The following is a 14,392-nucleotide window of genomic DNA, read 5'->3' as shown; positions in this document are numbered from 1 at the left end:
CGGGCCGCGCCCCGCGTACGTGACCACCGCCGTACCCCTCCCCGCCCGCACTCCGCCCAGGAGCCGCCGCCATGGCCACCCCGCAGGACGTCCTGCCCGCCCCCTCCGCACTCGACCGGCCCACCGCGCCACCCGATCCCGAGGCCCGGATCGTCGCCCGCCGCAAGCCCGGCCAGTGGGCGGCCGCCGCCGTCGCCCTGCTGCTGGCCGCGATGGCGGTCAACTCGGTGGTCCGCAACAGGGCCTTCCAGTGGAGCGTCGTCGCCGACTGGTTCACCGCCCGGTCCGTGCTCGAAGGGCTCACCCTGACCCTCTGGCTGACCGCCGTCACCCTCGCCCTCGGCTTCCTGTTCGGCACCCTCCTCGCCACCATGCGGCTGTCCGCCAACCCGGTGCTGCGCACCCTCGGCTGGGCCTACGTCTGGGTGTTCCGCTCCACCCCGCCGCTGGTGCAGCTGCTGTTCTTCTTCAACATCGGCGCGCTCTACCCGACCCTCGGCCTGGGCATCCCGTTCGGCCCCGAGTTCGTCACGGTCAGGACCGTCAACCTGATGGGTCCCACCCTGACCGCCGTCGTCGGCCTCACCCTGCTGGAGACCGCGTACGCCGCCGAGGTGATCCGCGGCGGCATCCTCTCCGTGGACCGCGGCCAGCTGGAGGCGGCGTCCGCGCTCGGGCTCGGCCGGTGGCGGGTGCTGCGCCGGATCGTGGTGCCGCAGGCGATGCGGGCGATCGTGCCGACCGCCGGGAACATGCTGATCGGCGCGCTCAAGGGCACCAGCATCGTCAGCGTGCTGGCCGTCTCCGACCTGCTCTACTCGGTGCAGCTGGTCTACCTCCAGTCGTACCAGGTCATCCCGATGCTGATGGTCGCCACCCTCTGGTACCTGGTGGTCACCACCCTGCTGTCCGTCGGCCAGTACTACGTGGAACGGCACTTCGCCCGGGGCGCCACCCGCGACGGCCTGCCGCCCACCCCGCTGCAACGGGCCCGCGCCGCCTTCGCCAGGGTGGTACGGGCATGACGCGCCTGGTCATCGTCGGCGCCGGCCCGCGAGGCACCGGACTGCTGGAGCGGATCGCCGCCAACGCCGCCGAACTCCTGCCCTCCGACCGGCCGTTGGCGGTCCATCTGGTCGACCCGTACCCGCCGGGCGCGGGCCGGATCTGGCGACACGACCAGTCCCCGCTGCTGCGGATGAACTCGATGGCCGAGGACGTCACCATGTTCACCGACGAGCGCTCCACCCTCGAAGGGCCGGTCCGCCCCGGCCCCTCACTCGCCGAATGGGCGCCGCGGCAGGAGGAGTTCGCGCCGTACCGGGAGGTCGCCGACCCGGCCGTCCGGGCCGAGCTGCGCACCCTCGCGCCCACCGACTTCCCCACCCGCCGGGCCCAGAGCGCCTATCTGGACTGGGTGTTCCGCCGCGCCGTCGCCGAACTGCCCCCGCACGTCTCGGTCACCGTCCACCGCGACACCGTCCGGCGGATCGAGGGCCCGGCCGACGGCCCGCAGACCGTCCACCTGACCGACCGGACGCTCACCGCCGACCACGTGGTGCTCGCCCTCGGCCACCTCGACTCCGCCCCGCACCCGCGCTTCGCCGCCGACGCCGCCTTCGCCGCCCGGCACGGCCGCTTCCACCTGCCGCCCGCCTACTCCGCCGACGTGGCAGCGGAGTTGGCGAGGCCGGCCCCCGGCGAGCCGGTGGTGCTGCGCGGCCTCGGCCTCGCCGCGGTGGACCTGGTCGCGCTGCTCACCGAGGGCCGCGGCGGCCGCTTCGAACCCACCGGCGACGGGCCCGCGCTGCGCTACCTCCCGTCCGGCCGCGAACCAGTGCTCCACCTCGGCTCCCGGCGCGGCGTCCCGTACCACTCCAAGACCGGCTACCGCCTCCAGGGGCCGCCCGCGCCGCTCCCCCGGTACTTCGACCAGGCCGCCGTGGACGCCGTGCTCGCCACCCCCGGACCGCTCGAACTACGGCGCGACTTCTGGCCGTTGATGGCCAAGGAAGTCGGCTTCGGGCACTACCACGAGCTGTTCCACGCCCACCCCGAACGCACCGCCCTGCCCTGGCCGGAGTTCCTCGCCCGCTACGACCGGCACGGCTGGTACAGCCCCGGACTCGCCGCCCTGGTCGCCGAGGCCGTCCCCGACCCGGCCGACCGGCTCGACTTCGAACGGCTCGACCGCCCGCTGGCCGGGCTCGAACTCGGCAGCGACGAGGAGCTCCAGGCGCACCTGCGCGCGTACGTCGCCGCCGACGCCGACCGCCGCGCCGACCCCGCGCACAGCGCCGACCTCGGCGCCTTCCTCGCCCTGCTCTCGCTGTTCGGCCAGCTCCCCCGGGTGATGTCGAGCGGCCGGCTCACCGCCCGCTCGACCGCCGAGGAGGTGGACGGGTGGTTCTTCGGGTACTTCAGCTTCCTCGCCTCCGGCCCGCCCGGCTTCCGGCTGCGCCAGCTGCTCGCCCTCTCCGAGGCCGGGGTGGTGCGCTTCCTCGGCGCGGACGTACGGATCGAACGGGACGAGGCGAGCGGCACCTGGCGGGCCTCCGGCGCCACCGTGCCCGGCCACCGCGTCACCGCGACGGCGCTGATCGAGGCGTACCAGCCGGCGCACGCGCTGGCCCGCACCCTGGACCCGGTGCTGCGCGAGCTGTACCGCACCGGACGGGTCGTCGAGGAGGTGGTCGCCGACCCGGACTACACCCACCGCTCCGGCCTGGTCACCATCGCCCCCGCCGACGGCCGGCTGCTCGACCCGGCCCTCGGCGGCGCCCCGCACCCGCGCCGCACCGCCCTCGGCCCGCACACCAGCCTGCGCGCGGCCGCCGCCTTCGCCCGTCCGCGCACCGACGCCCCGGGCTTCCGGCAGAACGACGCCGCCGCCCGCGCCCTGCTCCGGGCGCTGGCCGCGCTCCCGGCCGTCCCGGCGCTCGCGGCGTGAGCGCCGGGGGCCGGGACCGCCGGGGCGGGGGCGTCGCGGCAGGGGCGTCGCGGCGGGGGCGCTCAGGCTCCGAAGACCTCTCCGCTCCTCGTCGTGGAGACGGTCCTGCCCGCCGCGGAGCCGGCCTCCCCGTCGTCCGCGGTACGGCCCTCCCCCCGTCACGGAGCAGGTGGAAGGATGGGCGGGTGGGCCCCCGCGACGGTGCGGCGGCCCGGACCAGCAGAGCCCGAGGAGAGCGGTCATGGCCAAGCAGGCCCCGCAGAGCGACCCGGCCCAGGACGCCCCCGAGGTGTCCGCGCCCCAGCACGCGGCCGCCGGGCTGCCCGCCGTCGGCCACAGCCTGCGGATGGCCGCCGAGCAGATGGGCGCCCGCCGCACCCTGGCCACCCTGCTCAAGGTCAACCAGCAGAACGGCTTCGACTGCCCGGGCTGCGCCTGGCCCGAGCCGGACAGGCCGCACACCGCCGAGTTCTGCGAGAACGGCGCCAAGGCCGTCGCCGAGGAGGCCACCGAGCGCCGCGTCCGCGCCGAGTTCTTCGCCGCCCACCCGGTCGCCGACCTGGCCGGACGCTCCGGCTACTGGCTGGGCCAGCAGGGCCGGCTCACCCAGCCGATGCTGCTCGACGAGGGCGACACCCACTACACGCCGGTCTCCTGGGACGACGCCTTCGCGCTGATCGCCGAGGAGCTGAAGGCCCTGGACACCCCGGACGGCGCCGCCTTCTACACCTCCGGCCGGACCAGCAACGAGGCCGCCTTCGCGTACCAGCTGTTCGCCCGCCGGCTCGGCACCAACAACCTGCCGGACTGCTCCAACATGTGCCACGAGTCCTCCGGCTCGGCGCTCACCGAGACGCTCGGCGTCGGCAAGGGCAGCGTCAGCCTGAAGGACCTCTACCAGGCCGACCTGATCATCGTGGCGGGCCAGAACCCGGGCACCAACCACCCCCGGATGCTCTCCGCGCTGGAGCGCGCCAAGCGGGCCGGCGCCACCATCGTGAGCGTCAACCCGCTGCCGGAGGCGGGCCTGGAGCGGTTCAAGAACCCCCAGCACGCCCGCGGCCTGGTCGGCCACGGCACCAAGCTGACCGACCTCTTCCTGCAGATCCGGCTCGGCGGCGACCTCGCGCTGTTCCGCGCGCTGAACCGGATCGTCCTGGAGCGGGACGGCGTCGACCACGAGTTCGTCGCCGAACACTGCCACGGCTTCGAGGAGTTCGAGGCCCAGGCGCGCGCGACCGACCGCGACGAGGTGCTCGCCGCGACCGGCCTGCCCTGGGAGCAGATCGAGGAGCTCGGCCGGCTGGTGCTGGCCTCCAGGAAGATCATCGTCTGCTGGGCGATGGGCCTCACCCAGCACAAGCACGCCGTGCCGACCATCCGCGAGGTGGTCAACTTCCTGCTGCTGCGCGGCAACGTCGGCCGCCCCGGCGCCGGCGTCTGCCCGGTGCGCGGGCACAGCAACGTCCAGGGCGACCGGACGATGGGCATCTTCGAGCGCCCCACCACCGCCTTCCTGGACGCGCTGGGCAAGGAGTTCGGCTTCGAGCCGCCGCGCGAGCACGGCCTCGACTCGGTGGACACCATCCGCGCGATGCGCGACGGCAGGATCGGGGTGTTCTTCGCGATGGGCGGCAACTTCGTCGCCGCCACCCCGGACACCGAGGTGACCGAGGCCGCGATGCGCCGCTGCCGGCTGACCGTCCACGTCTCCACCAAGCTCAACCGCTCGCACGTGGTCACCGGCGCCCGCGCCCTGATCCTGCCGACGCTGGGCCGCACCGACCGGGACGTCACCGCGCGCGGCGCCCAGTTCGTCAGCGTCGAGGACTCGATGGGGCAGGTGCACGCCTCGCGCGGCGGCCTGCGCCCGCCCGCGCCCGGCCTGCTCTCCGAGACCGCGATCGTCTGCCGGCTCGCCCGCAGCGTGCTCGGGCCGCAGGACACCGTGCCGTGGGAGGACTTCGCCACCGACTACGACACCCTGCGGGACCGGATCGCCCGGGTCGTCCCGGGCTTCGAGGACTACAACGAGAAGGTCCGCCGCCCCGGCGGCTTCACCCTGCCACACGGCCCCCGGGACACCCGCACCTTCCCGACCGCGACCGGCCGGGCCAACTTCACCGTCAACCCGCTGACCGCCCCGGACGTCCCGCCGGGCCGGCTGCTGCTGCAGACCCTGCGCTCGCACGACCAGTACAACACCACCGTCTACGGCCTCGACGACCGCTACCGGGGCATCAAGGGCGGGCGCCGGGTGGTCCTGGTCAACCCCGCGGACGCCGACGAGCTCGGGCTCGCCGACGGCCGGTACGTCGACCTGGTCAGCGAGTGGAGCGACGGCGTGGAGCGCCGCGCCCCGCACTTCCGGGTCGTCCACTACCCCGTCGCCCGCGGCGGCGCGGCGGCCTACTACCCGGAGACCAACGTCCTGGTGCCGCTGGACTCCACCGCCGACATCAGCAACACCCCCACCTCCAAGGCCGTGGTGATCCGCTTCGCCCCCGACAGCGGCGAATAGCCGACCGGCCGCCCCCGGGCAGCACGGAGGCCGCCCCGCGTCACCGGACGCCGGGCGGCCTCCTCCCGTTCTCCGCGGGGCCCGGTCAGTGCGTCGGCGTGCCCAGCGGCAGCGTGGCCGTGGCGCTGCCCGGGGCCGGGGCGCTCGCCGAGCCGGTGCCGCTCGGGCGCTGCGTCGGGGTGCCCGTCCCGGTCGGGGCGGGCGTGCCGGTCCCGCTCGGGGTGCCCGGCGTGCCGGTCGGGGTCGGGGTGCCCGTCCCGGTCGGCGTCCCGGTCGGCGTGGGGTTCGGCGTGGGGTTCGGCGTGCCGCCGGACGGCGTACCGGGGTCGGTCGGCGTGCCCGGCGCGGTCGGCGTGCCGGTCCCGTCCGGGGTGCCCGGCGTCCCGGTCGGCGTGCCCGGCGCGGTCGGCGGCGTCACCGCGCCGCCCGGGGCCGGCGCGGCCGGCACCTGGCCGACGGGGCTCGGCGCGATCGGCGTGACGGAGTCCCAGCCCGCCGGGAGGTCGGGCACCCTCCAGGTGCCGCCCGCCTCGTCCGCCGCGCCGGACGGATCCGGCCGGACGGCCCCGAGGATCGGCATCGAGCCGATCGGCGAGATCTTGATGAAGGCGCCGGGCCGCGGCGCCTGCACGATCAGCCCGCCGCCGATGTACATCCCGATGTGCGAGGCGTCCTGGAAGTACACCACCAGGTCGCCGGGCCGCAGCTGGTCGAGCGCCACGTGCGGCAGCTGCGCCCACTGCTCCTGGCTGGTGCGCGGGATCGGCTTGCCGGCGTGCAGCCAGGCCTGGGAGGTGAGGCCCGAGCAGTCGTAGGCGTCCGGGCCGGTGCCGCCCCACAGGTACGGCTTGCCCACCTGCGCCAGCGCGAAGGTGATGGCCGCGCGCCCCTGCAGGGAGGGCGTGCGCTCCCCCTTGCCGAGCGCTCCGGAGGCGAGGAACGCGAGCTGCGCCTCGTCCGCCTTGGCCTTCTCCAGCTGCTCCAGCTCGGCCCGCTGGGCGCCGGTCAGCGAGGAGACCACCTGCTCGACGGCGGCGAGGTCGGCGGCCGCCTTGGCCTTGGCCGCGTCCTGCTGGGCGACCAGCGCCCGGGAGGTGTTCAGCGCCTCCTCGGTCTGCTTCTTCAGCCCGTCCAGCGCGTCCCGGTCGCTCTTCAGCTTGTCCAGGAACTCCGACTGCGAGCGGCTGGCCGAGGCGAGCAGCTCGGCGATGACGACCGCCTCGTACGGGTCCTTGGAGAGCAGCAGCTCGGCGTAGGCCGAGGCGGCGCCGTTGCGGTACTGCGCGGCGGCGAGCTGCGAGGCGACGTCGGTGCCGGCGTCGACCTGCTTCTGCTGGCGCTCCAGCCGGCCCTGGAGGTCGGTGAGCGAGGTCTGCTGGTCCGCCGCCTTGGCTACGGCGCCGTTGTACTGCTCGGTGGCGGCCTCGGCGCTCTGGTAGAGCGCGTGCAGCTGGTCCAGCAGCGGGCCGAGGGTGGCCTTGGCGGCGGCGAGCGGGTCCGCGACGACCTGGCCGGTGCCCGGGTCGGGTGCGGCCCAGGCGGCCTGGGCACCCGCCGGCAGCGCGAGGGCCGCGGCCGCGAGGACGGCTCCGCAGCGCAGCGCCGCCCGCACCCAGGGCCGTATGCGGGCCGTCTCCGTTCCCTGTACCGCCCCGCCCATGGCTGGTCCTCCCCGCCGCGCACTGCCCCTGTCCCGGCTTCCCGGATCCCGCAGATCCTCCCACGGGTTACTCGCCGGAAACAGGGCGCGGGCGGACCGGGAGGTTAATTCTCGACGGACCTGTGAGACAGCTCTCAGCAAACCCGGACGAACCGCCGTCTTCTTCGCTAATGTCCAGTTCGGCGCGCCCGAAGTCACCCCGATGAAAGACAACGGTCACCGCGAGTAAACCGACGGAACCACGATTCCCGGCCCAGTTCACCTTCCGTTTACCAAGCGGACCTACGGTCGCGACAGTCATCAACGTCCGTGCGACAACTACGACGATTGTTTGGGTATGGAACACATCTCGTTCCTGGTGGCCGTTGTGATCATCACGGCGCTCGCCTTCGACTTCACCAACGGGTTCCACGACACCGCCAACGCGGCCGCCACCGCGATCGCGACCGGGGCCCTTCGTCCGAAGGTCGCGGTCACCATCGCGGCCCTGCTCAACTTCGCGGGCGCGTTCCTGTCCGTGAAGGTCGCCACCACCATCTCCGGCGGCATCGTCAACGAGAAGGCCGGCGTCCATCCCGAGATCATCTTCGCCGCCCTGGCCGGAGCGATCCTCTGGAACCTGCTGACCTGGCTGCGCGGCCTGCCGTCCAGCTCCTCGCACGCGCTGTACGGCGGCCTGATCGGCGCCACGATCGTCGGCGTCGGCATGAACGGCGTCAACTTCGACACCGTGGTCACCAAGATCCTCATCCCGGCCGTCGCCTCCCCCTTCGTCGCCGGCCTGGCCTCCTGGGGCGCCACCAAGCTGGCCTACGCGATCACCCGCAAGGGCGACGCCGCGACCACCGAGAAGGGCTTCAAGACCGGCCAGGTCTTCTCCTCCTCGCTGATCTCGCTCGCGCACGGCACCAACGACGCCCAGAAGACGATGGGCATCATCACCCTGACCCTGGTCTCGGTCGGCGCCCTGCCGCACGGCGCGCTGCCCCCCACCTGGGTGATCGTCTCCGCAGGCGCCGCGATCGCGCTCGGCACCTACATGGGCGGCTGGCGGATCATCCGCTCGATGGGCAAGGGCCTGGCGGACATCCGCCCGCCGCAGGGCTTCGCCTCCGAGTCGGCCGCCGCCACCGTCATCCTGACGTCCTCGCACATGGGCTTCGGCCTCTCCACCACCCAGGTCTGCTCCGGCGGCATCATGGGCGCCGGCCTCGGCGGCCCGAAGGGCGAGCTGCGCTGGAGCCTGGTCCGCCGCATGGTCTACACCTGGGGCCTGACCCTGCCGGCCGCCGCGGTGGTCTCCGGCGGCGCCGCCCTGCTGGCCGAGCAGGGCAGCTGGGGCGTCGCCCTGGTCGGCGCCCTGCTGGTGGCCGGCGCGACCGCGATGTGGCTGATCTCCCGCCGCCAGCCGGTCGGCGCGGACAACGTCAACGACGTCGACATCACCCCGGTCGAGGTCGCACCGACCGGGACCGCGAACACCCCCACCCCCGCCTCGACCACGGTCGCGGCCTGAGCACCGCGGGCTGAGGAGCACTCACCATGCACATCAAGTGGAACGCCCTGGCCCAGACCGCCGGGCTCAGCTTCGGCGTCACCGTCGCCGTGGTCGCCGTCTTCGCGCTCGGCATCCTGGCGCTGTCCCGCCGCGAGGCCGCGGTGAGCGCCGCCGCCGAGGGCGGGACCGCCACCGGCACCGCGGGCGGCGGCAGGCTCGCCCTGGCCGGCGCCTGCGTCTGCTTCGCGCTGTGCGGCGGGGCCGTCCTCTACGGGCTGTCGCTGATCGCCGGCAAGTAGCCGCCGCGCACGCCACACGCACCACACGCGCACCGCGCACCGCGCACCGCGCACCGCGCACCGCGCACCGCGCACACGGCAACGGGCCGGGGAGTGTCGAGATACTCCCCGGCCCGTTCCGCGTATCCCGGCGGCCGCCGGTCCCGCCGTCCGGTCAGCCCTCCTGGGTGGTGGTCTTCAGCGCGGTCTCCCGGATGAAGAGCACGGTGACGAAGGCCAGCGCCGCGAACGGGGCGGCCCACAGGAAGACGGTGCCGACGCCGTGGCCGAAGGCGTCCGTCACCAGCGGCACGATCGGGGCCGGCAGCTTCGACAGGTCCGGGATGCCGCCGCCGGACGCCGCGGGCGACGCCGGGACGTGCGCCGCCGCCAGGTTCTCGGCCAGGTAGTGGCCGACCTTGTTGGTCATCAGCGCGCCGAGCGCGGAGACGCCCATCGCGCCGCCCATGGTGCGGAAGAAGGTGACCACCGAGCTGGCCGCGCCGAGCTCGTGCCGGGGCACCGTGTTCTGCACGGCGAGCACCAGGTTCTGGCTGGTCAGGCCGAGGCCGACGCCGGTGATCGCCATGTAGACGGAGAGCAGCACGTAGTCGGTGTCGGCCCGGGCGGTGCCGAGCAGGCCGAAGCCGACGGCGAGCAGCGCGGTGCCGGAGACCAGGTAGGCCTTCCACTTGCCGTACTTGGTGATCAGCCGGCCGGCCACCGCGGAGGAGACCGCCAGGCCGAGGATCATCGGCAGGGTCATCAGGCCGGCCACGGTCGGGGACTTGGCGCGGGCCAGCTGGAAGTACTGGCTGAGGAAGGTGGTCGCGCCGTACATCCCGACGCCGACCAGCACGCTGGCCAGCGCGGCCAGGGTGACGGTGCGGTACCTGAAGAGGCCCGGCGGGATGATCGGCTCGGCGGCGCGGTGCTCGATCACGACGGCCAGGGCACCCAGCAGCAGGCCGCCGCCGACCATCGCCGCGGTCTGCCAGGACAGCCAGGCGTAGTTCTTGCCGGCCAGGGTGATCCAGATCATCAGCAGGCTGACCGAGGCGGTGATGACCACCGCACCCAGGTAGTCGATCTTCGCCCGGCGCTTGACCACCGGCAGCTTGAGGGTGCGCTGCACCACCAGGATCGCGATCAGCGCGAACGGGATGCCGACGTAGAAGCACCAGCGCCAGCCCAGCCAGGGGGTGTCCACGATGACGCCGCCGATCAGCGGTCCGCCGATGGTGGCGAGCGCGAAGACGGCGCCGAAGTAGCCGCTGTACCGGCCGCGCTCACGCGCCGGGACCATCGCGGCCAGGCAGATCTGGCCCAGCGCCACGACGCCGCCGGCGCCGATGCCCTGGAGCGCGCGGCAGGCGATCAGCTCGCCGGTGTTCTGCGAGAGGCCGGCCAGCGCCGAGGTGCCGATGTAGATCACCAGGGCGATCTGGAGCAGCAGCTTCTTGCTGACGAGGTCGGAGAGCTTGCCCCAGATCGGGGTGGAGGCGGTGAGGCTGAGCAGGGCGGCGGTGATCACCCAGGTGTACGCGGACTGGCCGCCGTGCAGGTCGGCCAGGATGTGCGGGAGGGCGTTGGAGACGACGGTCGAGGAGAGCACGGCCACGAAGAGGCCGAGCAGCAGGCCGGAGAGCGCCTCCATCACCTGCCGGTGCGTCATCTGTTGACTGTCGGTCGCGGCGGCGGTTCCGCTCGCGGCCTCGGTGGTCACGGTCATCTGGGTCCTTCGGCGAGGCGTGCGGGATACGCGGATCATGAAAGTTCGTTGCCGTAAGCAACCATAAGACCGGATGGTTGAATTAGGCAACTTTCTTCAAGGGAAAGTAAAGCCCGCCCCCGCGGACCGCGCGCACCCCGCCGACGCCCCCGGATCACTCGGCCGGCGGCTCCTCCAGCACGTCGTTGAAGCGGTGCAGCAGCTCGGCGAAGCGGGTCACGTCGTCCGGCGACCAGCCGCCCATCACCTCGCGCACCCGCCGCATCCGGGCGTGGTGCGCGCCCAGGTAGCGGCGCCGGCCGTCCTCGGTGAGCGAGACCAGCGCGGCCCGGCGGTCCAGCGGGTCGGTCTCCCGGGCCACCAGGCCCAGCTCCTCCAGCGTGCGGATCTGCCGGCTCACCGTCGCCTTGCCGACCGAGAAGTGCACGCCGACGTCGGTCACCCGCACCGGCCCGGCCTGCTCGATGTAGCCGAGCAGGCTGTACGCCATCCCCTCCAGCCCGGGGTGCACCCGCCGTGAGAGTTCCGCCACTCTGGCCCGGCCCCGCCGGAACATCAGCGCGACCTCGCGCTCCACCGCCACCAGGGCTTCCTCGTCACTCACCGCGCCAGTATCGCGCAGCGACACGCGGCGCGGCCCCTGCCGGAAGGTGCGACAAGCCAACTACTTCATGGTATGAAGTATCGGTTCTGGAAGGACCGTTTTTCCCCGATACGCAAGGAGATGTGGATGCCAGCCCCAGAGCAGGGTTTCCTCGCCGAACTGAAGACCGCGGTCACCCCGCGCGCGGCACTGCTCGTGATCGGCGTGCTGCTGCTCCAGCTCGGTTTCATCGCCTCCTACATCGGTGCGCTGCACAAGCCGGCGCCGCAGAACCTCTCCATCGCGGTGGTCGCCCCGCCGCAGGTCGCCCCCAAGCTGGTCGGCGCGCTGGAGTCGGTGCCGAAGGACGCCGTCAAGGCCGTCACCGCGCCGGACGCCGAGACGGCGACCCGGCAGATCAAGGACCAGAAGATCTACGCGGCGCTGGTCGTGGACCCGACCGGTACCCAGGACACCCTGCTGGTCGGCGGCGCCCGCGGCCCGTCCGCGGCCAAGGCCGCCGAGTCCATCACCACCGCGATCGACCAGAGCCAGGGCCGCACCGTGAAGGTCCAGGACGTGGTGCCGCTCGCCCAGGGCGACACCAACGGCCTGTCCGCGTTCTACCTGGTCATCGGCTGGTGCGTCGGCGGCTACCTGGTCGCCTCCATCCTGGGCATCAGCGCGGGCTCCAAGCCGGCCAACGTCCACCGCCTGCTGATCCGCCTCGGCGTGCTCGCGGTGTACTCGATCGGCGCCGGCCTGCTCGGCACGCTGATCGCCGGGCCGGTGCTGGACGCGCTGCCGGGCTCGATCGTGGGCCTGAGCGCCGTCGGCGCGCTGGTGGTGTTCTCGGTCGGCGCCTTCACCATGGCGCTCCAGTGCCTGTTCGACGTCATCGGCATCGGCCTCGCGGTGCTGGTCTTCGTCGTGCTCGGCAACCCGAGCGCGGGCGGGGTCTACCCGGCGCCGATGATGCCGCCGTTCTGGCGGGCGATCAGCTCCTGGATCCCGAACGGCGCCGGCACCAGCGCGGCCAAGTCGGTCGCCTACTTCGGCTCCACCAACCTGGGGCTGCCGATCCTGGTCATGGTGGTCTGGGCGCTGATCGGCATCGGTGTCGCCCTGCTGGCCGTCATGCGGCGCTCCGAGAACCGCGAGCCGGTCGCCGTGGAGGCCTGAGCCGACCGCGGCCGACCGTCACCGAGCCCCCGGCCCCACGGCCGGGGGCTCGGTCGCGTCCCGGGGCCGCTCGGGTGGGAACGTCCCGGGGCCGCACGGGCCGGGACGGCCGGGGGCCGCACGGGCGGGGGAACGCCCTATCCGAGCGGCCCCGGGTCGGCCACGATGGCCCGGACGACCCGCACCGCCGCGCCCAGCAGCGGGCCCCGGCGGCCCAGCCGGGAGACCGTCAGCCGGTCCTCGGCCCACGGCCGCACCGCCACCCGGGCGGCCAGCTCGGCCCGCATCGCGGGCAGCAGCCAGGGCGCCAGCCGGGCATAGCCGCCGCCCAGCACCACCTGGGCCGGGTCCAGCAGGTTGACCGCGCCGGCGGCCGCGGTGCCGAGCGCCGCACCGGCCCCGGCCAGCGCCGAAAGGACGTCCGCGTCCCCGGCCCCGGCGCGCTCGGCGAGCAGCGTCACCCAGTCGCCCGGAACGCCGGCCAGGCCGGCCGCCCGCAGCACCGCCGCCTCGCCCGCGTACTGCTCCAGGCAGCCGCGCGCCCCGCAGGCGCAGCCGGGTCCGTCGGGGTGGACGGGCACGTGGCCGAACTCCCCGGCGAAACCGCCCGCCCCGCGCAGCAGCCGGCCGCCGACCACGATCGCGGCGCCGACCCCGGCCTCGGCGGAGACGTACAGGAAGTCCTCCGGGCCCGCGCCCACCCAGCGCTCGGCCAGTCCGCCGAGGTTGGCCTCGTTGTCCGCCTCGATCGGCAGCTCGCCCAGGCCTCCCCCGGCCGCCCGCAGCGCCGGGCGCAGGACGGCGGCCAGCGGGACGTCCCGCCAGCCCAGGTTGGCGGCCCGCTGGAGCACCCCGCCGGAGGCGCCGACCAGCCCGGGCACGGCCAGGGTGAGGCCGGCCGGGCGCAGCCCCGACTCGGTGACGGCCCCGTGCAGCAGGTCGGCGAGCTCGGCCAGCACGGCGGCGGGCTCGCGCCCGTGGTTGGAGACCTCGCGGCGGCGCCAGGCGCGGACCTCCCCGCGCAGGTCGACCACGCAGGCGCCCAGGTGCCGCACCCCGATCTCGGCGCCGAGGCCGCCGGGCCCGGCCGGGTTGAGGCCGAGCGCGGTGCCGGGACGGCCGACCTTGCCGCTGGGCGCGGTGGGGCCCTCCTCGACCACCAGGCCGGCGGCGATCAGCTGTTCGGCGAGCGAGGAGACGGCGGCCCTGGTCAGTCCGGTCCCGGCGGCGACCTCGGCGCGCGAGCGCGGTCCGTCGGCGATCGTCCCGAGCACCAGGGCCAGGTTGGCCCGGCGCATCCCCTGCTGGCTGGCGGGCCCGGTCCGGACGGGGTCCGGCTCGTGCATAAGGCTCACCTCGCCCCTTTACGGCACGTCCCGTGGCATCTCGGGTGCAGCGTAACCGGCTTCCGGGGGCGCCGCCGTCGGTGCCGGGACGGCCGGGGCCGTCCCGGCGGACGGGGCGAAGACCCACCGCCGCATCGCCCAGTAGCGGAACAGCATCGCCGTGAAGGTGCCGACGACCATCCCGCTGAGGAAGTCCGCGACCTCCTGCTGGAAGGCGCCGACGTACGGCTCGCGCAGGTCCAGCAGGTACCGGGAGACCACCAGCGGTACGTCGTTGACGCCGATCGCCATCGCGCTGACCAGGACGAACATCAGCGCCTCGCGCTGCCGGCCGGCGGCCCGGAAGGCCCAGTGCCGGTTCAGCACGTACGAGACGGCGGTGCCGATCACGGTGGCGACGGTCAGCGCGACCACCGGTTTGTGCTCCAGCACGGTGAACTTGAGCTCGAAGTCGACCACCGTGGTGAGCACGAAGCAGCCCGTCCCGACCAGCAGGAACTTCACCAGTCGGCGGTGCCGCACCAGGAAGGGCCGCAGCCGGTCGGGCACCCGCGCCAGGGCGCGCTGCGTGGGGGACGGCATCTCCGCAGTCTCGCACGCGGGGGTGCCGCCGGCCCTTCGGACCGCCGGTGGCCCCGCGGG

11 protein-coding genes are annotated in these 14,392 nt (G+C 74.2%); 6 read left to right on the top strand and 5 right to left on the bottom strand.

Translation table 11 applies throughout. The features are described from left to right. Positions 1-71 precede the first annotated feature (71 nt). The 3 genes from ACFY0X_RS07635 to ACFY0X_RS07625 all read left to right on the top strand — a co-directional run bounded on the left by ACFY0X_RS07635 (position 72) and on the right by ACFY0X_RS07625 (position 5,471). Complete coding sequence (locus ACFY0X_RS07635; protein WP_387750231.1) at positions 72-1,025, top strand: amino acid ABC transporter permease; 954 nt, start codon at positions 72-74, stop codon at positions 1,023-1,025. Continuing rightward, the gene (locus ACFY0X_RS07630) at positions 1,022-2,950 is read left to right on the top strand and encodes an FAD/NAD(P)-binding protein (RefSeq protein WP_387750228.1); all 1,929 of its coding nucleotides are present in this window, start codon (positions 1,022-1,024) and stop codon (positions 2,948-2,950) included. The genes ACFY0X_RS07635 and ACFY0X_RS07630 overlap by 4 nt, the downstream gene beginning before the upstream one ends. A 241-nt stretch (positions 2,951-3,191) precedes the next feature. Beyond that, entirely contained in the window at positions 3,192-5,471 is a 2,280-nt protein-coding gene (locus ACFY0X_RS07625) for an FdhF/YdeP family oxidoreductase (protein ID WP_387750225.1), read from the top strand. An 85-nt stretch (positions 5,472-5,556) separates the two neighbouring features. On the opposite strand, the gene ACFY0X_RS07620 is transcribed toward ACFY0X_RS07625, so the two are convergent. Then, positions 5,557-7,131: an NlpC/P60 family protein gene (locus ACFY0X_RS07620; protein WP_387750223.1), complete on the bottom strand. Its 1,575-nt coding sequence runs from the start codon at positions 7,129-7,131 to the stop codon at positions 5,557-5,559. A gap of 337 nt (positions 7,132-7,468) precedes the next feature. Here ACFY0X_RS07620 and ACFY0X_RS07615 point away from each other — a divergent pair, with 337 nt between their 5' ends. Together ACFY0X_RS07615 and ACFY0X_RS07610 are read left to right on the top strand one after the other, a co-directional pair. After that, the gene (locus ACFY0X_RS07615) at positions 7,469-8,647 is read left to right on the top strand and encodes an anion permease (RefSeq protein WP_387750220.1); all 1,179 of its coding nucleotides are present in this window, start codon (positions 7,469-7,471) and stop codon (positions 8,645-8,647) included. A 26-nt stretch (positions 8,648-8,673) separates the two neighbouring features. Next, positions 8,674-8,928: a hypothetical protein gene (locus ACFY0X_RS07610; RefSeq protein WP_387750217.1), complete on the top strand. Its 255-nt coding sequence runs from the start codon at positions 8,674-8,676 to the stop codon at positions 8,926-8,928. Positions 8,929-9,082: 154 nt separating this feature from the next. Here ACFY0X_RS07610 and ACFY0X_RS07605 read toward each other — a convergent pair whose 3' ends face one another. Next, positions 9,083-10,639 (bottom strand): MDR family MFS transporter, encoded by a 1,557-nt coding sequence (locus ACFY0X_RS07605; RefSeq protein ID WP_387750214.1) that lies wholly within the window; start codon positions 10,637-10,639, stop codon positions 9,083-9,085. Between the two features lie 154 nt (positions 10,640-10,793). Next, a complete protein-coding gene (locus tag ACFY0X_RS07600; protein WP_387750211.1) occupies positions 10,794-11,243 on the bottom strand; it encodes a MarR family winged helix-turn-helix transcriptional regulator in 450 nt (149 codons plus the stop codon). 126 nt (positions 11,244-11,369) lie between these two features. Here ACFY0X_RS07600 and ACFY0X_RS07595 point away from each other — a divergent pair, with 126 nt between their 5' ends. Next, positions 11,370-12,404, top strand: coding sequence for an ABC transporter permease (locus tag ACFY0X_RS07595; protein WP_387750208.1), 1,035 nt, complete (start codon positions 11,370-11,372; stop codon positions 12,402-12,404). 137 nt (positions 12,405-12,541) lie between these two features. Here the strand turns inward: ACFY0X_RS07595 and ACFY0X_RS07590 are convergent, their stop codons facing one another. Together ACFY0X_RS07590 and ACFY0X_RS07585 are read right to left on the bottom strand one after the other, a co-directional pair. After that, a complete protein-coding gene (locus tag ACFY0X_RS07590) occupies positions 12,542-13,750 on the bottom strand; it encodes an ROK family protein (protein WP_387750205.1) in 1,209 nt (402 codons plus the stop codon). Between the two features lie 18 nt (positions 13,751-13,768). Beyond that, a complete protein-coding gene (locus ACFY0X_RS07585; RefSeq protein ID WP_387750202.1) occupies positions 13,769-14,332 on the bottom strand; it encodes a GtrA family protein in 564 nt (187 codons plus the stop codon). Between the last annotated feature and the right edge of the window lie 60 nt (positions 14,333-14,392).

The sequence above is a fragment of the Kitasatospora sp. NPDC001547 genome (assembly GCF_042894165.1).
Lineage (GTDB): Bacteria > Actinomycetota > Actinomycetes > Streptomycetales > Streptomycetaceae > Kitasatospora.
The sequence above is the reverse complement of the archived record's forward strand: the minus strand, read 5'-3'. Positions and strand labels throughout refer to the sequence as shown.